The sequence below is a fragment of the Micromonospora parva genome (assembly GCF_000718515.1).
In the GTDB taxonomy this organism is placed as follows: Bacteria; Actinomycetota; Actinomycetes; order Mycobacteriales; family Micromonosporaceae; genus Micromonospora; species Micromonospora parva.
The window spans coordinates 228,872-249,319 of record NZ_JNZS01000012.1 but is presented as its reverse complement, the minus strand read 5'-3'; the positions used below and the strand labels follow the sequence as shown (position 1 = coordinate 249,319).

The 20,448-nt window shown below is 71.4% G+C and carries 19 protein-coding genes; 10 read left to right on the top strand and 9 right to left on the bottom strand.

What is annotated here, in order from left to right; genetic code table 11:
• Positions 1-299: 299 nt before the first annotated feature.
• The 5 genes from IF22_RS0119400 to IF22_RS0119380 all read right to left on the bottom strand — a co-directional run bounded on the left by IF22_RS0119400 (position 300) and on the right by IF22_RS0119380 (position 4,770).
• Positions 300-1,088 (bottom strand): ABC transporter permease, encoded by a 789-nt coding sequence (locus tag IF22_RS0119400; RefSeq protein ID WP_030333965.1) that lies wholly within the window; start codon positions 1,086-1,088, stop codon positions 300-302.
• Positions 1,085-2,062 (bottom strand): daunorubicin resistance protein DrrA family ABC transporter ATP-binding protein, encoded by a 978-nt coding sequence (locus IF22_RS0119395; protein ID WP_030333963.1) that lies wholly within the window; start codon positions 2,060-2,062, stop codon positions 1,085-1,087. The genes IF22_RS0119400 and IF22_RS0119395 overlap by 4 nt, the downstream gene beginning before the upstream one ends.
• Before the next feature lie 32 nt (positions 2,063-2,094).
• Positions 2,095-2,937 carry a DUF4097 family beta strand repeat-containing protein gene (locus IF22_RS0119390; protein ID WP_030333961.1) on the bottom strand — a complete coding sequence of 281 codons (843 nt, stop codon included), beginning with the start codon at positions 2,935-2,937 and terminating at the stop codon, positions 2,095-2,097.
• 71 nt (positions 2,938-3,008) lie between these two features.
• The gene (locus IF22_RS0119385) at positions 3,009-3,533 is read right to left on the bottom strand and encodes a hypothetical protein (RefSeq protein ID WP_030333959.1); all 525 of its coding nucleotides are present in this window, start codon (positions 3,531-3,533) and stop codon (positions 3,009-3,011) included.
• 91 nt (positions 3,534-3,624) lie between these two features.
• Complete coding sequence (locus IF22_RS0119380) at positions 3,625-4,770, bottom strand: FUSC family protein (protein ID WP_030333957.1); 1,146 nt, start codon at positions 4,768-4,770, stop codon at positions 3,625-3,627.
• A gap of 220 nt (positions 4,771-4,990) precedes the next feature.
• On the opposite strand from IF22_RS0119380, the gene IF22_RS0119375 reads away from it, so the two are divergent.
• Positions 4,991-7,222, top strand: a complete 2,232-nt coding sequence (locus IF22_RS0119375) for a hypothetical protein (protein WP_030333955.1) — start codon at positions 4,991-4,993, stop codon at positions 7,220-7,222.
• Positions 7,223-7,232: 10 nt separating this feature from the next.
• Here the strand turns inward: IF22_RS0119375 and IF22_RS0119370 are convergent, their stop codons facing one another.
• Positions 7,233-7,988, bottom strand: a complete 756-nt coding sequence (locus IF22_RS0119370) for an SDR family oxidoreductase (protein WP_030333953.1) — start codon at positions 7,986-7,988, stop codon at positions 7,233-7,235.
• 130 nt (positions 7,989-8,118) lie between these two features.
• On the opposite strand from IF22_RS0119370, the gene IF22_RS0119365 reads away from it, so the two are divergent.
• Positions 8,119-8,772, top strand: coding sequence for a class I SAM-dependent methyltransferase (locus IF22_RS0119365; protein WP_030333951.1), 654 nt, complete (start codon positions 8,119-8,121; stop codon positions 8,770-8,772).
• A 239-nt stretch (positions 8,773-9,011) separates the two neighbouring features.
• Positions 9,012-10,202 carry an ice-binding family protein gene (locus tag IF22_RS0119355; protein ID WP_030333948.1) on the top strand — a complete coding sequence of 397 codons (1,191 nt, stop codon included), beginning with the start codon at positions 9,012-9,014 and terminating at the stop codon, positions 10,200-10,202.
• 153 nt (positions 10,203-10,355) lie between these two features.
• On the opposite strand, the gene IF22_RS0119350 is transcribed toward IF22_RS0119355, so the two are convergent.
• Positions 10,356-10,886: a P-loop NTPase family protein gene (locus IF22_RS0119350; protein WP_030333946.1), complete on the bottom strand. Its 531-nt coding sequence runs from the start codon at positions 10,884-10,886 to the stop codon at positions 10,356-10,358.
• 171 nt (positions 10,887-11,057) lie between these two features.
• Between IF22_RS0119350 and IF22_RS0119345 the strand changes: the two genes are divergently transcribed.
• Both IF22_RS0119345 and prfH read left to right on the top strand, forming a co-directional pair.
• Positions 11,058-12,245, top strand: a complete 1,188-nt coding sequence (locus IF22_RS0119345; RefSeq protein WP_051708626.1) for an RNA ligase RtcB family protein — start codon at positions 11,058-11,060, stop codon at positions 12,243-12,245.
• Positions 12,242-12,871, top strand: coding sequence for a peptide chain release factor H (gene prfH / locus IF22_RS0119340; protein ID WP_030333942.1), 630 nt, complete (start codon positions 12,242-12,244; stop codon positions 12,869-12,871). Before IF22_RS0119345 ends, prfH begins: the two co-directional genes overlap by 4 nt.
• A gap of 4 nt (positions 12,872-12,875) precedes the next feature.
• Here prfH and IF22_RS0119335 read toward each other — a convergent pair whose 3' ends face one another.
• Complete coding sequence (locus IF22_RS0119335) at positions 12,876-13,781, bottom strand: alpha/beta fold hydrolase (RefSeq protein ID WP_036411821.1); 906 nt, start codon at positions 13,779-13,781, stop codon at positions 12,876-12,878.
• Between the two features lie 191 nt (positions 13,782-13,972).
• Between IF22_RS0119335 and IF22_RS0119330 the strand changes: the two genes are divergently transcribed.
• The 3 genes from IF22_RS0119330 (at position 13,973) to IF22_RS0119320 (ending at position 16,847) form a co-directional block, all read left to right on the top strand.
• Complete coding sequence (locus IF22_RS0119330) at positions 13,973-14,794, top strand: PIG-L family deacetylase (protein WP_030333937.1); 822 nt, start codon at positions 13,973-13,975, stop codon at positions 14,792-14,794.
• Positions 14,795-15,110: 316 nt separating this feature from the next.
• The gene (locus IF22_RS0119325) at positions 15,111-16,304 is read left to right on the top strand and encodes an endo-1,4-beta-xylanase (RefSeq protein WP_030333935.1); all 1,194 of its coding nucleotides are present in this window, start codon (positions 15,111-15,113) and stop codon (positions 16,302-16,304) included.
• Between the two features lie 201 nt (positions 16,305-16,505).
• On the top strand, positions 16,506-16,847 hold the full coding sequence (locus tag IF22_RS0119320; RefSeq protein WP_030333934.1) for an ArsR/SmtB family transcription factor: 342 nt from the start codon (positions 16,506-16,508) through the stop codon (positions 16,845-16,847).
• A 22-nt stretch (positions 16,848-16,869) separates the two neighbouring features.
• Here IF22_RS0119320 and argS read toward each other — a convergent pair whose 3' ends face one another.
• Positions 16,870-18,615 (bottom strand): arginine--tRNA ligase, encoded by a 1,746-nt coding sequence (argS, locus tag IF22_RS0119315; RefSeq protein WP_030333932.1) that lies wholly within the window; start codon positions 18,613-18,615, stop codon positions 16,870-16,872.
• A 348-nt stretch (positions 18,616-18,963) separates the two neighbouring features.
• Between argS and IF22_RS0119310 the strand changes: the two genes are divergently transcribed.
• Together IF22_RS0119310 and IF22_RS0119305 are read left to right on the top strand one after the other, a co-directional pair.
• A complete protein-coding gene (locus tag IF22_RS0119310; RefSeq protein ID WP_051708625.1) occupies positions 18,964-19,728 on the top strand; it encodes a hypothetical protein in 765 nt (254 codons plus the stop codon).
• Between the two features lie 179 nt (positions 19,729-19,907).
• On the top strand, positions 19,908-20,396 hold the full coding sequence (locus IF22_RS0119305) for a nitroreductase/quinone reductase family protein (protein WP_030333929.1): 489 nt from the start codon (positions 19,908-19,910) through the stop codon (positions 20,394-20,396).
• Positions 20,397-20,448 lie beyond the last annotated feature (52 nt).

Genomic DNA, 20,448 nt, shown 5'->3' with positions numbered 1-20,448 from the left:
CCCCGCTCGGATCCGCACCACTGCCGTCAATGACCTTGCGGGCTCTTGGGTGAGCGCTCCGCACCGGCTGCCCACGCCGCGCGCAACCGGGCGACGCGGCTGTGTTATCGATAACATTCGACGTCTTGAGGCGCTCTGGCCGCCCGGGTCGGACAGCGACGGGACACCCGGTCCACAGCCCGCTCAGGTGCGCGCGCCGCCGCCCCCGCAGGCCGCGCGACACCACGAGCCGGCGGCCCGGCCCCCTGGGCCGAGCCGCCGGTTCCGCGAGCTGATGGCGAGACCGCGCGCCGGTCGGGTCAGCTCGTCCGGTTGCGGTTGTAGAGCGCCTTGGCCCAGAGGAAGCAGGCCACGGTGATGACGGCGCACCAGACGACGGCGATGGTGGCGTTGTTCCCGATCCCGGTGCCCAGGAGCAGGCCGCGAAGGGTCTCCATGACGGGCGTGAAGGGCTGGTAGTCCGCGAACCACCGCACGGCGGCCGGCATGGAGTCGGTGGGGACGAACCCGCTTCCGAGGAACGGCAGGAGGATCAGCGGCATGGGCAGGTTGCTGGCCGTCTCGACGCTGTCACTGACCAGACCGAGGGCGACCGACAGCCAGGTGAGCGCAAAGGTGACCATGGCGAGGACGCCGAGGGCGGCGAGCCACTCGACCGGGTTGGCGGTGGGCCGGAACCCGACCAGCAGCGCCACGACGGTGACGGCCGCGAGGCTGAGCATGGTCTGGACCAGGCTGCCCAGCACGTGACCCGTCAGGACCGACGGTCGGAAGATCGACATCGTCCGGAACCGGGCGATGATCCCCTCGGTCATGTCCATCGCGACCGAGATGGCGGTGCCCTGCGCCGCGCTGACCACAGTGATGAGCAGGATGCCGGGCGTGACGTAGTTGGCGTACTGCGAGCGGTCGCCGGACGGGCCGAGGCCGGCGCCGAGCGTGCCGCCGAAGACGTAGACGAAGAGCAGCAGAATGATGATCGGGATGCCGATGAGCAGGAAGGTCATCGACGGGTACCGCCGCATGTGCAGCAGGTTGCGCCGCAGCATGGTGCTGGAGTCGCGGACGGCGAGGGAGATGGTGCTCATCGCGCGGAAGCCCTTTCGTGATGGGTCCGGCCGGCCCGGGTGTCCGGCTGACCGGTGAGGGTGAGGAAGACGTCGTCGAGGTCGGGGGTGTGCACGGAGAGCCCGGCCACGCTGATCGAGGCGCTGTCGAGCTGGTCGAGCAGGGATCGCAGTGACCCGACCCCACCGTCACTGGGCACCTGGAGGGTGAGCGCCGCGTCGTCCCGGGTGGCGGCCTGCAACGTCCGGGCCGCCGAGTCGAGCCCTTCCTGGTCGGCGAACTGCAATACGACGTGACCGCCCGGGATGAGCCGCTTGAGCTCGCGTGGTGTGCCCTCGGCGATCAGACGGCCGTGGTCGAGGAACGCCACCCGGTCGGCGAGTTGGTCGGCCTCCTCCAGGTACTGCGTGGTGAGCAGGATGGTGACGCCCTCGGCGACGAGCGCCCGGATGATGTGCCACATGGCCCGGCGGCTGCGCGGGTCGAGGCCGGTGGTCGGCTCGTCGAGGAAGATGACGCGGGGCTCGCCGACCAGGGTCATCGCCAGGTCGAGCCGCCGGCGCATGCCACCGGAGTACGTCGACACCGGCTTGGCCGCCGCCTCGGTCAGGTCGAACTGGTCGAGCAGGTCGGCGATCCGACGCCGGCCGGCGGCCCTGCCCAGGTGGCACAGGTCGGCCATCAGGGTCAGGTTCTCCCGGGCGGTGAGCAGGTTGTCGACGGCGGAGAACTGGCCGGTGACGCCGATCAGCGCGCGTACCGCGTCGGGCTCCCGGGTCAGATCGTGGCCGAAGATGCGCGCATCGCCACCGTCGGCCCTGATCAGGGTGGAGAGGATCTGCACGGTGGTGGTCTTGCCGGCCCCGTTCGGACCGAGCAAGGCGAAGATCGTGCCCTCGGTGATCATCAGGTCGACGCCGTCCAGGACGACCTTGTCGCCGTAGGACTTGCGCAGGTCGGTGGCGACGATCGCGGGGTTCGTGGAGCTGGTCATGGTCTCCTCATTCGTGGTCGGCGCGGTGGGGGTCAGGCGCGGCGGATCATGATGTCGCCGTAGGAGGTGTTCGCCCGGACCTCGACCGTCTCGTCGGTCTGCGCCGGGCTGCCGGTCGACTCCAGCGCGTTGTGCACGCGGCCGTGCTTGGAGCTGACGTCGAGCCACGCGGCGGTCCCGCGACGGATGCCGACCTCGATGGCGCCGTAGGACGTCTGCACATCGATCGCGCCGCGGGCGACCTCACCCAGCCGAAGGTTGCCGTAGGCGGTACGCGCCGTCACCGAGCCCAGCGACGCGTCCACGGTGATGTCGCCGTAGGCCGTGTTGATCCGGACGTCGCCGCCGCTGCGGCCGATCCAGCAGTCGCCGGACGAATTCTTGATCTCGGCGGTGCCGTCGACCGCGCCGATGCGCACCTTGCCGGACGAGGCCTTCACCCGGGCGGGTCCGAGGACGCGCTCGACCGCGACCTCGCCGTGGCTGCTGTCGATCTCCAACGGCCCGGTCTCGTCGAGCCGGATGCCGCTGCCGGTCTTGATCCGGCACTCGCCGAGCCGGCCCTCGCAGCGGAACGCCGCCCACGACGCCTCGGCGTGCACCCGCGACCCGGTCGGGAGCTCGACCAGGACGTCGACCGACGGCCCGGGGCCGAACCCGTAGCGGCGCCAGCTCTTGGGCACCCGGATCACCAGTTGCCCGGCGGCGAACTCGACGGTGGTCTGGTCGGCGGCGCTCACGTCGGCCTTGCTCGACGGGTCGCGGGGACGCACGGTCACCACCGTGTCGGTGCGGTCGCTCGCGGCGATCCAGGCGTCGCCGATCGGCAGCTCGATCTGGACGGCAATCGGTTCTGGCGTCTCGAAAACAGGCATGGTGGTCTCCCGGAAGGTGGTCGGCGAAGGTTGCCGCTGGTCAGCGGCGCGGCGGATGGGGGTACGGGAAGTTAGCGGGCCCAGCCGGTGAAGCGCTGGCCGGAGGTCGGCTCCACCCGGCGCGGCGGACGACGTTCCGGGTCGCCCGCCCCGACGGCACCGGCGACGGCGCGCACCAGCCAGGCGTTGACCGAGAGCCCGGCGCGCCCAGCGGCCTCCTCGACGCTGGCCTTCAGGTGGTCGGGCAGCCGGAGGTTGATCCGCGAGGTGCCGCCCTCGTCACCGTCGGGCGCGGACACTGGCACCGCCAGCGGTGGCGGGCCGCTGGCCTCGCTCGCCAGCTCGGCCGGCGGGCTGGCCGGGGTCACCACGAAGTCGGGTTCGCGCCCGCGCAACCGGACGTGCACCGAGCCCGGCGCGAGGTCACGGGTGATCTCGTCAGCCGCGTCGGAGAGCGCTTCGAGCAGCGTGAGACGGGTCGCCGCCTCCAACTGCGTGAAGAGCCGTTCGGCCAGCACCCGGGCCTCCGGGTCCACACCCTCCGCCGCCACGGCGAACTCGTTACGCAGGTTCTCGACGTATGACCTCAGCTCCATGGCACCATGATGGCACCACTTTGGCTCAGATGGCAACAGCGATGGCTCAGATATGCGCCAACAACTGGCGCCGATGGGCGCCGCCGGACCGTCAGAGATCGCCGAAAGCCCTCCGGACCAGGTGATTCGCGCCCTCCTGGGTCAGGCCGGTGGCGACCAGCAGGTCACTGACCGTGGTCCGGACCTGCGCCACCACCACCGCACCGGAGAAGCCCACACCGTCCCGATAGGCGTTCCCGGCCGTCGCGACCGCCCGCAGTGCCTGCTCCCGCGCCCGATTCGGCTCAGCGCCAGCGGCGAACTGCCGCTTGAGCAGGCGGACGGTCTCGGCCAGCTCGGCCACCGCCCTCGGCAACGACTCCGGCACCGGCTCGCCGTCCTCGATGAGCGTCACCGACCGTCGGATCAGGGTGCCGCTGTTCCGCGTCGCCCGGTCGATCAGCTCCGCCGCCTGCGCGTACCGGCCCACCGGTCCGTGCCGCTGGTGCCAGTACACCGGCGACAGGGTGCTCGCCTCCCGGGCGCCCTGGGCCGCCTCGACGAACGCCTTCAACCGGCCCGCGCTCTGCCGCAGCTCACCCCGGGCGGTACGGGCCCGCGCGGCGTCCCGCTCGGCCAGCGCTTCGGCGGTGGCGTCGAGCTGGGTCAGCAGGAGATCGAACACCGGCCGGGCGGCCCGGTTGAGCACCCGTAGCGGGTTCAGCGGCAGCAACACGGCGGTGACCAGCAACGCCACCCCTCCCCCGATCAACGCGTCCACGAACCGCGGGATCTCCAGGTCCCGGACGGTTGGGCTGAGCGTGGCGATGAGAACCGCCGTCGCCCCGGCCTGGATCACCACCGCCGCGCTGCCGGCGAGGAAGAGCGCGACGACGATCGCCAGCACCACGATCAGGGCGAGCTGCCACCACCCGGTGCCGGTCACCAGGAGCAGCAGGTCGCCGATCAGCACCCCGACGGTCACACCGATGATCAGCTCGATGGTGCGACGCAACCGCTGGCCGACGGACGCGGCGAGCGTCGAGACGGCGGAGATCGGCGCGAAGACCGGCTGCGACACGTGCAGCAGCGAGTGCGCCACGAACCAGGACAGTGCCGCCGCCAGGCCGGCCTGCAGGGCGAGGCCGCCGATGGCGCGTACCCGACGGACCCGGTCGTGCCAGGCGGCCAGCAGGCGGTCCCAGCGCCGCGCTGTCGACGGGCCCGCGTCCGCTCCGCGCCGACCGGCAGCGACCATGGCGGCACCTACCCCGCCACGACCGGCTCAACCCTCGCACGCACGGGCCGGTCGACCACAGCGCGCCGGTCGGGTGGCAGCACCAGGGACGGCCGAGATTGAGCGGGTCCGGTTCGGGTAGACCCGCTCGGCCGCCGGCCCCGGCGCGTGTCGTCGAGGTGGGGGTAGCGGGACAAGGGCGGCGGGACGCCTCGGGGGGACGTCGGATGGATCAGCGCGGTTGAGCGGGCCGGACAGCTCCGGTGGCGTCGTGGAGCTACGGGTGCACGGAGTCTCCGGCGCGAGTCCCGCACAGGTGCTGGGCCTGCAGCAGACCGGGCAGGTCGCCGGTGACCGCAGTGGCGGGTTCTACCGGCCGCGCCCCCGGTCCTCGGACAGCGCGAGCGTGCCGGGGGTGACGCTGGAGGCGTACCGCTGGGGTGACCTGCCCTCGGGCACCGTGACCCGCACCCTGGCGGTGGTGTTCCTGCTCCCCTTCATGCTTGTCAACGTCGCGATCTGGATGCGCCCGGCGAACCCGGCTTCCGAGGCGGCGGTCAAGTCCCTGTGCCGGGTGCTGGGGCTCACGCTCACCGTGCTGTACGTGCTCGCCATCGCCGGCGTCGCCCTGGACCTCGTCGGTTGGAAGTGCCTGGCCTCGCCGAGCTGCCTCACCGGACGCAGCTGGTTGTCCTGGTTGGGTGGGCGGACGATCGGGCTGCGGCTGGCGGTGCTCGCGCTGGTCCCGGCCGCCGCGATCGGCCTGATCTGGCTGATCAGCTGTCGTCCGGGGCGAGCCTTCGAGGCGTTTCGCGCACCCGATCAGGGCGGCTCCGCCTGCCGGCTCGACACCGTCGGCCAGTGGGACGCCGAGCCGCTGGTGGGCCGGTTGCGGGCCATCCATGTCGCCGCCGCGTTCGCGACGCTGGACCTCGTCCTGCTCCTCGCCCAGGGTGCGAGAGACGCCTCGGCGGCCACCATCGCGCTGACGGCGATCACGGGGGTGATCCTGACGAGCTGCGTGGGGATGCTCTGCACCCCGCCACTGATGGACCGGTACCCCGCCGACCAGCGGCTCGACCGGGTCACCCGCACCCTCCGGACCGCTGCCATCATCCTGACCGTGGTCGTCGTGGCACACGTGTCGACCAGTTCGCAGCCGTGGCCGCAGGAGCGCGGGCTGCCCGGTTACGACCCGACAGTGGTCGGTGTGTTCGCGGCTCAGACGACACTGATGGCCGCCCTGGGCGTGGTGCTGCTCTGGTACCGGAGCCGGGAGCGCGACGCCACCCCGCTGTTCGGGTTGGGCGCTCTCGTTGTCGCGGCCACCGGGATCAGTACGGCGGTGGCGTACTCCGCAGAGCTGGTCTGCCGGGTGGCGGACTTCCTGGATCGCGGCGTGCCGACCGGGGAGGGCATCGCCACCGGCCCGCCCCGGGCCTTCACCTGGGCGATCTACGGCTTCTTCCGCGCGGTGGTGGTCACCGCGATCGTCGCCGTTCTGGTCATCCTGATCTCCCGCCGGAGTCGACGCCGGGCTGCGGCGGCGATCGTCGCGCGCGACTTCCCGAACGCGCCGGCCGAGGCCGAGCTCCGCCTGAGGCAGGTCCGAGACGCGATAGCTCGGGCCCGCTTCACCGAGAAACTGGTGCCGTTGGCAGTGGTCTACGGTTGCCTCGCCGGACTCGCCACGGCCACCACCACGGTCGGCCTGCTCGGCCAGTTGCCGGGCGACGTGATCGAGCGAAACATCCGATTGCCGGCGGAGGCGATCACGTTCGCCATCGCGCTCAGCAGCTGGGTGATCGGGGCAATCATCCTCGGCCTGGTCATCGGCGCCATCTTCGCGTACCGGACCGAGCCGTACCGCCGCTACATCGGCGTCCTCTGGGACCTTGGCACCTTCTGGCCCCGGGCCGCCCACCCGTTCGCGCCACCCTGCTACTCCAGGCGGGCGGTGCCGGAACTGGCCCGCCGAATCACCTACCTGGTCGAGCGCGGCGACGCGGTGCTGCTGACCGGGCACAGCCACGGCTCGATTCTGCTCGCCGCCGCGGTGCTCCAACTGCGGCCGCAGATCGGCGACCGGGTCGCCCTGCTCACCCACGGATCACCGCTGCGCCGTTTCTGCGCGCGGCCCTTCCCCGCCTACCTCGACGACGCGGCACTACAGGAGATCGGCCAGCGGGTGGGGTGGCGCTGGGTGAACCTGTGGCGCGACACCGATCCCATCGGTGGCTGGATCTTCTCCCCGAATCCGTCACCCGCGCCGGATACCACCGGCGACCCGACAGCAGCTGTCGATCGCCGACAGCGCGATCCCCGCGATGTGGTGACGCCCCCCGGGGACAGCGTCGCCCCACCCATCCACGGGCACTGGCCGGACGAGTCCGACGAGCCGTTCACCGAGGCGGTTCGGGAGCTGGTGCGGCGCCTCGGCGGGCGGGCTGGCCCGACCACGACGCCGAGGTAGCGGGGCCGGCTCAGCGTCCCCGGCCAGCCGCCGCACGCCAGTCGGCCAGGGCGGTGCCGGGGGTGCGGGCGCCGTCGGCCGGAACGAGCGAGCGTTCGTTCAGCCTGGCGCCGAAGTACCGGGCGTCGGGGTCGGCCACCACCGTGCGGCGATCCTGCTGGTCGGCGAGGAGCGAGCGGCCCAACTCGTCGAGCTGGAACTGCTCCGGACCAGCGACCTCGACCACGGAGTTCGTCGGCGCGCCGAGCGCGACCTCGGTCACCGCGGCCGCCACGTCGTCAGCGGCCATCGGCTGGATGAGCACCGGCGCGAGGTGCACGGTGTCGCCGTCCGTGGCGGCGTCGATGATGCCCTGGAGGAACTCGAAGAACTGGGTGGCGTGCACCACCGAGTACGGGATTCCGGAGGCGACGATGAGCTTCTCCTGAGCGACCTTCGCGCGCATGTAACCGCTGTCCGGGATCCGGTCGCTCCCCACGATGGAGAGCGCCACGTAGTGATTCACCCCGGCGTCCGACGCGGCGGCGAGGAGCGTCCGGGTCGAGGTCTCGAAGAACTCCAGTACGGCGGCGTCCTCGAACGACGGCGAGTTCGACGTGTCGACGACGACCTCGGCCCCGGCGAGCGCATCGGCCACGCCCTCGCCGGTCAGGGTGTTCACGCCGGTCTTCGGCGATGCCGCCACCGCCTCGTGGCCCTGGGCGCCGAGGCGGTCCACGACCTTGGAACCGATGAGGCCACTGCCCCCGATGACGACGATCTTCATGGTCGGACCACATCCTGTCTGCACTGGGTTGAGTCGTGCTGCCCATCAGTAAGACGGAAAGCGTGCGCGGATGCAGGACAATCGCCGGAGAAAGCGTCTTACGGAGATCACGCCATCAGTGGAGGTCGACGTGGCCACGGTGTCCCACCCCGTGTTCGCCCGGGTGTACGAGCGACTCAGCGTCGCCATGGACCGCGCCGGCACGGCGGCGTTCCGGCGGGAGCTGGTCGCCGGCCTGTCCGGCCGGGTGATCGAGATCGGTGCGGGCAACGGGCGGATGTTTGCCCACTACCCGCCGTCTGTCACCCAGGTCCTCGCTGTCGAACCGGAACGGCGGCTGCGGGCCGCCGCCGAGCGTGCCGCCGCGGATGCGCCGATTCCGGTCACCGTCGTCGACGCTCTGGCCCAGGCGCTGCCCGCCGCGGACGGCGAGTTCGACGCGGCCGTGGTCGCGTTGGTGTTGTGCACGGTGCCCGATCAGGCGAGCGCGTTGGCGGAGATCAGCCGGGTGCTGTGCCCCGGAGGCCAGGTGCGGTTCTTCGAGCACGTGGCCGCCGAGGAGGCCACCGGCCTGCACCGCGCCCAACGTCTCGTCGACGCCACCGTGTGGCCGAGGCTGTTCGCGGGCTGCCACACCAACCGCGACACCGTCGCGGCGATCGCAGCGGCCGGCTTCGAGGTGACGCAGCTGCGCCGGTTCCGCTTCCCGGCCACCAGCAACAGCCCATCCTCGCCCTGCGTCCTCGGCCGTGCGATCAGGCCGGTCCCGGCCGTCCGGCGATAGGCCGAGATCTGCTCGGTCGCCCCGGGTGCGCACCCGCCGCTTGTCGAAACCGGCGAACAAGAATGCGAATATCTGTCCTATTCAGATAGATGCGCGTCGGTCATTGCGCCAATTTGCCCCCATTCGAACACCCGCCGTGATGTGGTAGTCAACGCGCTTATCGGCGCCATACAGGCCATATCACGCAGGACGCCACTGGCTTGACGTCTCCTGCGAGTAGTACCCACGGAGGGTGTTCTGTGACAGCTAAACCCAAACACTGGCTACGGCGACAGGTGGTCCTGCCGGCGCTTGCGGCCGGCGCAGCCGCCACAGTGGCAGCCAGCCTGCTGCTCTTCAGCTCGACCGCAGCCAACGCGCAGGAAGCACCGGTCAACCTGGGCACGGCGGCCGACTTCTCCGTCCTGGCCGGAGCGGAACCCACCAACACCGGGCCCAGCTTCCTGGCTCAGAGCCTCGGTCGGTACCCCGGAAACACCGCGTCCGGATTCGAGACGGCAACCATCGGCGGCGAGGTGCACCTCGGTGACGCTGTCGCTCTACAGGCTCAGAGCGACCTGACCATCGCCTTCAACGATGCCGCCGGCCGGACGCCGTTCACCAACCTCCCGGCGGAGCTGGGCGGCAACACGCTCAACGAAGGGGTCTACCGGATCGGAGCCGCCCAACTCACCGGACCGTTGACGCTCAACGGCCAGGGCGACCCGTCCGCCGTGTTCATCTTCCAGGTCGACTCCTCGCTGACGACGGCGTCGAACAGCAGCGTCGTCCTGATCAACGGGGCTTCGGCCTGCAACGTGTTCTGGAAGATCGGCAGTTCGGCGACGATCGGCACGGGCACCACCTTCGTCGGCACAATCATGGCTCAGGCCGCGATCACGATGGCCACGGGCGCGACCCTCCAGGGCCGCGCGCTGGCACGCACCGCCGCCGTCACCCTGGATACCAACGTCATCACCGCACCGGTCTGCGCCGGGCCGACCGGCCCACCCGGACCCACCGGCCCGCCCGGACCCACCGGCCCGCCCGGGCCGACCGGCAGCCCCGGTGCCCCCGGCAGCCCCGGTGCGCCCGGCAGCCCCGGTGCGCCCGGCAGCCCTGGTGCGCCCGGCAGCCCTGGTGCCCCCGGCAGCCCTGGTGCCCCCGGCAGCCCCGGAGCGCCCGGCAGCCCCGGAGCGCCCGGAGCGCCCGGTAGCCCTGGAGCACCCGGAGCGCCCGGCGTACCTGGTCCGTCCGGGCCCCCCGGAGCACCTGGCAGCCCGGGCGCGCCTGGTGCACCCGGTCGACCCGGTGGCCCAGGCGGCCAAGCCCCGGTCCTGCCGGTGACCGGTGGCGGTGTGGTCCCGACCATGACCGGCGTCGGAAGTGTGATGGTCGTGCTGGGCGCATTCGCGTTCCTCCTCGCCCGGCGTCGACGCCAGGAGTCCTGACCGGTGGCCCGGCCGGCGCGAGTACGGCCGGGCCACGTGACATCGTCGGCCCGCTCCCCGATGGAGCGGGCCGGCGGCGTCCACCTGGTCGAATGAGTACGGCACCCGGTGCGAGCTCGGTCAGAGCTCAGTTCGGCGGCTCTCCGCGCGACCTCATCGACCGGGCAGGCCGGCCAGCCAAGCGTCCAGCTCCGCCGGGGAGCGCAGTAACACCACTCGCGGCGCGGACGGGTCCGCCTGCCAGGCCCGCATCCGCCGGCGGGCCCGGCCGAACGCGGTGACGTGCCACAGCAGGATCGAGTCCCGGGACAGCACACTGCTCAGCGACTCGCGGTTGCCGTTGCAGATCACCTCGCCGGTGACCACCCGACGGGCGGTGCGGCGCAGCAACCGTCCGAACGAGCACCACCGTGGATAGTCCAGGCCGACGACCAGGTCGGCGCGGGCCAGCGGGACGTCCCGCCACCCGTGGTACGCCCCGTCGATGATCCAGCGGTCCCGTCGGCAGATCTCCTCGATCCGGCTGCGCTGCTGGGTGACCGGCACCTCGACCCAGCCCGGTTGCCAGAGCAGATCGTCCACCGGATGCCAGGGCAGTCCGAGGTGGTCGGCCAGCCGCGCCGCGAGGGTGGACTTGCCGGAGCCGTACACCCCGTAGACCAGGACGCGACGCGGTGCGCTCATCGCGGCAGCGTACGTCGTGAAGGAAAATCAGTTGTCGGGCCGACCTGCCTGGGCCAGAGTGACGGCCATGACGTACTGACGGACACCACCCCCTGCTCCGCGCCACCGGTGACGCCTCCCGGGGCCGTGACGCCGTCCGTTCCCACGTTCGCAAGCGAGAAGTGAGCCTCCTTGTCCCAGCACCACCTCCCTCGGGAGCCCCTGCCCCCGTCCACCCCGGCCACCGTCACGGTGTTCGCCTCACCGACGAGCTGGATCGAGTCCGCGGCGCTCGCCCAGTGTCGACAGGTCGCCGCCCTGGACGGCATGCGGCACGTCGCCGCGATGCCGGACCTGCATCCCGGCAAGGGCGCGCCGATCGGCGCGGCCATGGCGTCGACAGTGCTGTACCCGTTCCTGGTGGGCTCCGACATCGGCTGCGGCATCGCCGTGTTTCCGATCAAGCTGAAACGGGCCGTACCGGAACGGCTCGCCGCCCGGTTCCCCGACCTCGACCAGGCGCTCGACCCGGTACGCGACGCCGACGACCCGGCGTGGGCCGCCGTCGACGGTGACGTTCCGGCCGGTCACCTGGACGGGCTCGGGACGGTCGGCCGGGGCAATCACTTCGTGGAGCTGGCCCGGGTCGACACCATCCTCGACGGGCGGCACGCCGGCCGGCTCGGGCTCGACGCGGGCGACCTCGTGCTCATCGTGCACAGCGGTTCCCGTGGCCTGGGCGAGCGGATCCTGCGGGCGCACACCGAGGTCCACGGTGCCGGGCCGGCTGTCGACCCCGCCGCCTACCTGCGCAGCCACGACGACGCCGTGCGCTGGGGTTCGCTCAACCGCCGGGTGCTGGCCGCCCGGGTGGCGCACGCGTTGGGGGCCGAACCCACCGCGCCGATCGTCGACCAGTGCCACAACCTGGTCGAGGTTCGGGACGGAATCTACCTGCACCGCAAGGGCGCGGCGCCGGGTGACGGGCGCGACGTCCTGATCGCCGGCACCCGGGGCACGGCTTCCTACCTGGTGGCCACGCACGCCGGGCCGGACGCCAACCATTCCGTGGCCCATGGCGCGGGCCGCAAGATGTCGCGCGCCGACGCCCTGCGGCGGGGCCGGGCCAAGCACACCGTCGAGGAGCTGCGGCGTACCCCGGTCGGGTCGCTGGTGGTGTGCGGTGACCGGCAGCTGCTCTTCGAGGAGGCGCCCACCGCGTACAAGCGCATCGAGCAGGTGATCGCCGACCTGGTCGAGCACCGCCTGGCCACGCCGGTGCTCGCCACGACGCCAGTGGTCACCTACAAGACGCCCGACCCCGGGTCCGCCGCCCGAGCGGACCGGCGGGGACACCGCGGCAGGCGGGGCCGGTCGTGAACGTGTTCCTGCTGCTGTCGGCGGGACGGGGGCCGCAGGAGTGCGCCTGGGCACTGGGTCAGCTGCTGCACCGCCTGCGGGGCGAGGGCACCCGCCGAGGTCTGACGATCCAGCAGGTGCACGCGGTGCCCGGTGACCGCGCCGGCACCTACCGGTCGGTGCTGATCCGGATCTCCGGCGCCGACGCCGAGGCGTTCGCGGCGTCGTGGACCGGGACGCTGTGCTGGCAGGCCCCCAGCCCGTACCGGTCGGGCAGCGGCCGGAAGAACTGGTACGTCACCGCCCAGCCACCCGAACGCGACGCCCGACCCACGACGTTCCGCGACGCGGACGTCGACGTCGTCGCCTGCCGCACCGGCGGGCCGGGTGGTCAGCACCGGAACAAGGCCAGCACCGCGGTACGCGCGACGCACCGCCCCTCGGGCATCGTCGTCGTGGTGGACGAGGAGCGGCAGTTCAGTCTCAACCGCCGGATCGCGGTGGAGCTGCTGCGCCAACGCGTCGAGCAGGGCGACGAGGCGGCCCGGCGGGCCGTCACCACCGCCCGCTGGCGCATCCACGACGGGCTGGTCCGCGGCGACCCGGTGCGGGTGGAACGCCCGACGCCCCGGCGGCCGGGAGGCTAGCGACTCAGACCTCCAGCACCGCGTCCGCGAAGGCCTGCGGCGCCTCCTGCGGCAGGTTGTGCCCGACGCCGCCACCCACGGTCCGGTGCTCGTACGGCCCGGTGAACTGCTTGGCGTAGACGGTGGGCTCGACGTGGGGCGCACCGTTGGCGTCGCCTTCCATGGAGATGCTGGGCACGCTGATCTTCGGTTGCCCGGCGAGACGCTGCTCGATCTCGTCGTACTGTGCCTCGCCGTCGGCGAGGGCCATCCGCCACCGGTAGTTGTGAATCACGATGTCGACGTGGTCGGGGTTGTCGAACGCCGCGGCGCTGCGGTCGTAGGTCGCGTCGTCGAAGGTCCACCGGGGGGACGCGGTGTGCCAGATCAGCTTGTTGAAGGCGCGCCGGTTCTTGTCGTAACCTTCCCGCCCGCGCTCGGTGGCGAAGTAGTACTGGTACCACCACGCCAACTCCGCCTTCGGCGGCAGCGGCGCCTTACCGGATTCCTGGCTGGCGATCAGGTAGCCGCTGACCGAGACCAACCCTCGGCAGCGTTCGGGCCACAGCGCGGCCACGACATCGGCGGTCCGCGCGCCCCAGTCGAAGCCGGCCAGCTTCGCGGTGTCGATCTTCAGGGCGTCCATCAGGGCGATGAGGTCGAGCCCCATCGCCGCCGGTTCGCCGTTGCGCATGGTGTCGTCGGCGAGGAACCGGGTCGTGCCGTAACCCCGCAGGTACGGGACGACGACCCGGTGACCGGCAGCGGTGAGCAGCGGTACGACGTCGACGAAGCTGTGGATGTCGTAGGGCCACCCGTGCAGGAGGATCACCGGGTCCCCGTCGGGCGGCCCGGCGTCCACGTACCCCACGTTCAGGAGTCCGGCCTCGACCTGTCGCAGGTCGGTGAACCCGCCAGCGGCTCTTGCCATCGGCTCTCTCCCCACGTCCGTACCTGCTCGGTTGGGCTGATCACGGCCGAATCTAGCGACCCGCCCGGGACGTGATCACCGTTCACACAAGGACCGCTGCGCGGATGCCGAACTGGGTAGGATGCCCGCTCCCCGCCGTCGTTGCGGGTGGAGGTCGTGGAGTGGTAGCCGCGGAACCGTAGGGTGTTGGCATGGCTGAGCGACCTCTGACCCTGATGGCGGTGCACGCCCACCCCGACGACGAGGCGACGAGCACCGGCGGCGTCCTCGCCCGCTATGCCGCCGAGGGGGTCACCACCGTGCTGGTGACCTGCACCGACGGGCGATGTGGGGACGGCCCGGGTGGGGTCAAGCCGGGCGAGGAGGGGCAAGACCCGGCCGCCGTGGTGGCGATGCGTCAGGCCGAGCTGGAGGCCAGCTGCGCGGCGCTGAACGTCACCCACCTGGAGACCCTCGGCTACGCCGACTCGGGGATGATGGGCTGGCCGACCAACGACCAGCCCGGCGCGTTCTGGACGACCCCGGTGGCGGAGGCGGCGACCCGGCTCGCGGAGCTGATCCGGCAGTACCAGCCGGACGTGATCGTCACGTACGACGAGAACGGTTTCTACGGCCACCCGGACCACATCCAGGCGCATCGGATCACCATGGCCGCCGTCGAGCAGACGGACGTCCCGGCGAAGGTCTACTGGACCACGGTGCCGCGTACGGCGTTCGCGGAGTTCGGTCGGATCATGAAGGAGCTCGGCGTCGACTGGGCCGAGCCGGACGCGTCGCAGCCGCAGCTCGGCCTCCCCGACGACGAGATCACCACCTGGGTCGACACGAGCAAGTTCGGCGCGCAGAAGTTCAACGCGCTGGCCACGCACGCCAGTCAGACCGAGAACATCTTCTTCCTGCAACTCGGTCAGGAGCGGTTCACCGAGCTGATGGGCGTGGAGACCTTCCTGCGGGTCCGGGACCGGACCGGCGCGCCGACCCCCGAGGACGACCTCTTCGCCGGCCTGCGCTGACCGGTCTTACCCAACGGCACCGGGGCATCGTCGACCACCGCGTCGACGATGCCACCGGCGTGCGCCGGGGCCGGAAGCTGATCCCGGAAGTTTCGACGCTTGGTGGCCCAGGGCTGCGCAGGTCATGTGATGAATTTCCGGAAGTTTTCACCGTTGACGCCCAGACATAGATCGGCTTAACGTTTCGAGCGGGTTTCCGGTTTCCGGCCGGAACCACCGGTGTCGCCCGCCCACCCGACCACGTTCCCGCCGGCCAGCACCGGACCCTCGCCTCCCTGATCGACACATTCCCATTGATCGTTTGGAAGGAAGGCACATGAAGCTAAGGCAGTGGTCGACCGTCGGCCTGGTCGCCGTCGCGACCGTCGCGACGCTGAACACGGTGCCGGCCACCGCGAGCCGGCCGTACGACCCCATGACGCAGAGCCTCGCCACCCTCGGCCTGCGCCACGGTCTGCACGTCGGCACCGCGGTGGACATGGACGCCCTCAACGACGCCAGCGACCCCCAGTACCGCAAGCTGGCCTCCACCGAGTTCGCCTCGGTCACCGCCGAGAACGTGATGAAGTGGGAGAGCCTGGAGCCCACCCGTGGCACCTACAACTGGGCTCCGGCCGACGAGTTCGTGGAGTTCGCCAAGCGCAACCGGCAGAGCGTGCGTGGTCACGTGCTGGTCTGGCACAACCAGTTGCCCGCCTGGCTGACCAGTGGCGTCGCCGACGGCTCCATCAGCAAGCAGGAGTTGCGCGAGCTGCTGCGCAAGCACATCACCACTGTCGTCAACCGCTACAAGGGCAAGATCTGGCAGTGGGACGTGGTCAACGAGGCGGTCAGCGACCCCTGGGACACCCCGTCGACACTGCACTACAAGGGTTTCTGGGCGCAGAACCTGGGGCCCGGCTACATCGCCGACGCGTTCCGCTGGGCACGGGCCGCCGACCCGAAGGCGCTGCTGTTCTACAACGACTACAACATCGAGGCGTTCGGCTCGGGCAACCCGGCCGACGACAAGACCCAGTTCGTGTACGACATGACCAAGAGCCTGCGCGCTCAGGGTGTCCCGATCGACGGCGTCGGCGCCCAGGGCCACCTGGGCACCCAGTACGGCAACTTCGACACCCTCCAGGTGACGGCGGCGCTGAAGAAGTTCAGCGGGCTCGGCGTCGCGACGGCGTTCACCGAGGTCGACGTCCGCAGTCAACTGACGGCGGGCGTCCAGGCGGGCAACTCGGAGGAGATCAACCCGCGGCTCCAGGCGTCGGCCGCCAACTTCAGCGTGCTGATGAAGGCGTGCCTCGCCGTGCGGAGCTGCCTGTCGTACACGGTCTGGGGTTTCAGTGACAACCACTCGTGGGTGCCCGGCTGGTTCAGCGACCCGCCGGAGGGCCTGGCCACCATCTACGACGAGAACTACCAGCCCAAGCGGGCCTACCACGAGTTGAAGTCCGACCTGATCTTCGCTGGGCCGCCGTACGTCCTGCCCCGCGTCGCCCCCAAACCGCGCCGCTGACACGCATTTCGCCGGACGGGCCGTGTGGAGCTTGCCGAAGCTCCACACGGCCCGTCTGCCACCACGGACGTCGGCGTTCGACTCACGTTCGGTGGCGTCGTTGCGCCATCTGGACGCCATCGGAGGGCTGGTGTCGGTTTCTGCCGGTTTATTGATGGTGTTGGTGTCACTATGGCAGGCGTGGGAACTGCGAAAACTGCCATGCCTGCGATCTCGCCGCTCACCGGCGATCCCATCAAGCGGGCCGATGCCGAGCGGCTAGCGGGGGTGCTGAAGGCCTTCGCCGATCCGGCGCGACTCCGGTTGCTCAGCCTGATCCAGTCCGCGCCGGAGGGTGAGGCGTCAGTGAGTGACCTCACGTCGGCGCTCAATCTCTCTCAACCGACGGTGAGTCATCACCTTCGGATCCTCACCGAGGCCGGCCTGCTCGAACGCGACAAGCGTGGGGTCTGGGCGTACTACCGCCTGGTGCCCGCCGCGATCGCGCAGATCGCCGACCTGTTGACGCCACCCCGGAAGCGGGCGACGAAGCGGGCCCGCTGACCGGGGCCGGGGAGCCGGCCCGTCACATCCGCGCCAACGTTCGGATGCCGAGCAGGTCCAGCCCCTGCCGCAGGGTCCGGGCGGTCAGCCCGGCCAGCAGCAGCCGGCTCTCCCGCAGTTCGTCCGACGCGCGCAGCACCGGGCAGCGCTCGTAGAACGCGCTGAACGCGGTAGCCAGCCGGTGCAGGTACCCGGCGAGCTGGTGGAGTTCGAGGCTCCGCTCCACCTCGCCGACCACCCCGGCGAAGCCGAGCAGCTCGACCGCGAGCGCCCGCTCCGCCGGCTGCGCGAAGACGATCGGCGCGTCCGGCCGCGCGAGGACGATCGGCGCATCCGGCTGCGCGGCGGTCCCGGCCCGCCGCAGCACCGACCGGATCCGGGCGTACGCGTACTGGAGGTAGGGCGCGGTGTTGCCGTCCAGCGCGAGCATCCGCTCCCAGTCCAGGACGTAATCCTTGGTCCGGTCGACGGACAGGTCCGCGTACTTGATCGCGCCGATGCCCACCGCGCGGCCGATCTCGGCGGCGGCTTCGGCGTCCAGGTCCGGGTTTCTGCTGCGGGCCAGGTCGGTGGCGCGGGCGACCGCCTCCTCCAGCAGGCCGACCAGCTTCACCGACTCACCGGCCCGGCTACGCAGCATCCGACCGTCGGCGCCGAGGATGGACCCGAAGCCCAGATGCTCGGCCCGGACCGGTGGGCGGAGCCAACCGGCCGCCTCGGCGACGGCGAACACCATCGCGAAGTGCTGCCGCTGCGGCAGGCCGACGACGTACAGCAGCCGGGTCGCGCCCAGCTCGCCGACGCGCTGCCGCAGCGCGGCCAGGTCGGTGGCCGGATAGCCGTACCCACCGTCACTCTTGCGCACGATCAGCGGCAACGGCGCGCCGTCCCGGCCGGTGAACCCGGGCGGGAAGACGCACTCGGCCCCACCGCTGGGCCGCAGCAGCCCCAGCCGGTCCAGGTCGTCGACGACACCAGCGAGCAGATGGTTGTAGGCGCTCTCGCCCCGGAAGTCGTCGCCGGACAACCCCACGTCGAGCAGGTCGTACACGGTCAGGAAGTACCGCTCGGACTGCGTCACCAGCAGCCGCCACAGCCGCCGGGTCCGCTCGTCGCCGCCCTGCAACGCGACCACCCGCAGCCGGGACCGTTCCCGGAACGCCTCGTCTTCGTCGAACTTCACACGGGCCGCCCGATAGAAGGTGTCCAGGTCGCCCATCGACAGGTGCTGCGCGGCCTCGGCCTCACCGAGGTCGATCAGGTGCTCGATCAGCATGCCGAACGGTGTCCCCCAGTCACCCAGGTGGTTGACCCGCACCACCCGGTGCCCGAGCCAGGTCAGCAGCCGCACCGCCGCGTCACCGATGACGGTCGAGCGGAGGTGCCCGACGTGCATCTCCTTCGCCACGTTGGGCGCCGAGTAGTCGACCACCACGGTCTGCGGCGTCGCCGTCGGCGGCACGCCGAGCCGGGCGTCGCCCGCCAGCCCGGCGACCAGGTCGGCCAGCGCCCGGTCGGCGAGTGTCAGGTTGATGAAACCCGGCCCGGAGACCTCGGCCGACACGCCGATGTCGTCGAGCACCGCGTGGGCCAGCACCGCGCCGGCGATGTCCCGCGGCGGGCGACCGAGCCGCCGGGCCAGCGCCAGCGCCGCGTCGGACTGGAAGTCCGCGCGCCCGGACCGCCGCACCAGCGGGTCGACCGGGCCGCCGGCCACCGCCGCGAACGCCGGTGCCAGCCGGTCGGACAACAACTTTTCAAGATCCATGGGTACGCCGATCTCGCTCGGACCCGCGCTGTCACGCGAGCCGTTGACGGGGAGATGCGGGCGGACCGAGGACGACCAGCGAACGACCGGCGGCTCGATCCGCCGGTCGCAGGAACAGGTCAGCGCGGGCGGGCGACGGGTCGCCGGCGTCGCTCCGCACCGACCTGGACGTCACCCGACAGTCCGGTGGTGCGGTGAGCGATTACGCTGGTCATGCGGGGCAGCCTAGTGGCCCGGTCGATGTGACGACACCTCAATTCCGGTGGCCCGGTCGATCCCCGCGCCGCCTGGTGATCGTTTCGGTCGGCGCGGTGCTGGGCACCTTCCCGGCACAGACAAGGGGTGATGATGAGCCGATCCGTACCACTGCCACCGGCGCGTACCCGACGCTCGCTCGCGCTGCTCCCACTGCTCGGCACCATCGCGCTGGCCGCCGCCTGCACCACCACCGATGATCCGCCCGGCTCCGCACCGGCGACCACCGCACCGACGAGCGCGGCAACGTCAACGCCCCCGACGGAGTCACCATCTCCGAGCGCGAGCACCCGGGTGACCATCCCGACCTCGGCCTTCGTCGAGTTGCCCGCCGAGCTGCGGAAGTCTCCACGACGGACGACACCCGTCGAGGAGGCCCTGCCGACGCTGTGCGGCAACGAGTTCGGCACCGGCGGCCGGCAGGTCACCGCGAGCGCCGCGATGACCGTCACCTACCAGACGGCCGGCGAGCCCGCCAGCAACGTGCCGCAGGGGATGATCCACCAGACCATCTTCACCTTCGACGGCGCCGGAGCCTCGGCCTACCTGGACCGGCTTCGCACCGCCGTGCAGGCGTGTCCCTCCTACGAGCAGGCCGGAAACCGGGTCACCGTCAAGAGCGAGGTGCTGACCGGGGTCGGTGGCGAGGGGCTGCTGCTGACCCGGACCTGGCCGGAGACGAGCCTGAACGGCGAACGCACCGGCGGCACCGCGTCCAGCCAGATCGCCGTGGCCCGCGTCGACAGCGCGGTGACGGTCTTCAACGACCAGGGGTGGGAGGGCACCAGCGGCAACCCGGCCATCCTGGACCGGGTCGTGCGCGACGGCGTACGCGCCATCGACGCCTGGCAGCGGTAGCTCACCCGGCTGCCGCCGAGACGGGGCTTCCACCGATCGGTCCGTTCCTCGGTCGGATCATGGACAACAGGACGCAAGCTGTGCTCACGCCGGGAGACCTTGGGCTCTCGGTCCACAGTGGGGTTACCGGATACGGCAGCCTGCCGGGCCATCAGCAGTGGTCGGTGGAGGAGGTCGTCATGTCCGATGCTCAGGAGACGAAGGCACCGTGGCTGCCGCCGCGGTGGTTCATCCGGCTGGCCTGGTCGGTGCACCGGGGTCTGTACCGGGTCACCGGCAGCCGGGTCGGGCTGTGGCGGCCGCGCGAGCACCGCTGGGGCACGCTGCGACTGACCACCACCGGTCGCCGCACCGGCCAGCAACGTAGCGTCATCCTCGCGTACTTCGAGGACGGCCCCAACCTGGTCGGGGTGGCGATGAACGGGTGGGGCGAGGGCGCCCCCGCCTGGTGGCTCAACCTGCAGGCCCACCCGGACGCGTCAGTGGACCTGGCTGACGGGCGGCGGCTGGTCCGCGGCCGGGCCGCCACCGCCGACGAGCGGACGCGACTGTGGCCACGCTGGCGCGGGGCCGACAAGAACTTCGAGGCCCATGCGGCGCGGCGATCGTCGGAAACCACTGTGGTGGTGCTGGAGCCCAGACCGGGTGGCGACTCCTCAATGCAGTGACGCGGTTGTTGACCTCAACACCCCGGGTCCACCGGGCTACCAGCGCTGCCAC

Bases quoted from the DNA above. Each gene is read 5' to 3' on its own strand.
- IF22_RS0119310 (WP_051708625.1), top strand. From the start codon at position 18,964: ATGAGCCGATCCGTACCACTGCCACCGGCGCGTACCCGACGCTCGCTC.
- IF22_RS0119305 (WP_030333929.1), top strand. From the start codon at position 19,908: ATGTCCGATGCTCAGGAGACGAAGGCACCGTGGCTGCCGCCGCGGTGG.
- argS (WP_030333932.1), bottom strand. From the start codon at position 18,615: ATGGATCTTGAAAAGTTGTTGTCCGACCGGCTGGCACCGGCGTTCGCG.
- IF22_RS0119325 (WP_030333935.1), top strand. From the start codon at position 15,111: ATGAAGCTAAGGCAGTGGTCGACCGTCGGCCTGGTCGCCGTCGCGACC.
- IF22_RS0119380 (WP_030333957.1), bottom strand. From the start codon at position 4,770: ATGGTCGCTGCCGGTCGGCGCGGAGCGGACGCGGGCCCGTCGACAGCG.
- IF22_RS0119390 (WP_030333961.1), bottom strand. From the start codon at position 2,937: ATGCCTGTTTTCGAGACGCCAGAACCGATTGCCGTCCAGATCGAGCTG.
- IF22_RS0119370 (WP_030333953.1), bottom strand. From the start codon at position 7,988: ATGAAGATCGTCGTCATCGGGGGCAGTGGCCTCATCGGTTCCAAGGTC.
- IF22_RS0119350 (WP_030333946.1), bottom strand. From the start codon at position 10,886: ATGAGCGCACCGCGTCGCGTCCTGGTCTACGGGGTGTACGGCTCCGGC.
- IF22_RS0119400 (WP_030333965.1), bottom strand. From the start codon at position 1,088: ATGAGCACCATCTCCCTCGCCGTCCGCGACTCCAGCACCATGCTGCGG.
- IF22_RS0119385 (WP_030333959.1), bottom strand. From the start codon at position 3,533: ATGGAGCTGAGGTCATACGTCGAGAACCTGCGTAACGAGTTCGCCGTG.
- IF22_RS0119395 (WP_030333963.1), bottom strand. From the start codon at position 2,062: ATGACCAGCTCCACGAACCCCGCGATCGTCGCCACCGACCTGCGCAAG.
- IF22_RS0119335 (WP_036411821.1), bottom strand. From the start codon at position 13,781: ATGGCAAGAGCCGCTGGCGGGTTCACCGACCTGCGACAGGTCGAGGCC.
- IF22_RS0119330 (WP_030333937.1), top strand. From the start codon at position 13,973: ATGGCTGAGCGACCTCTGACCCTGATGGCGGTGCACGCCCACCCCGAC.
- IF22_RS0119320 (WP_030333934.1), top strand. From the start codon at position 16,506: ATGCCTGCGATCTCGCCGCTCACCGGCGATCCCATCAAGCGGGCCGAT.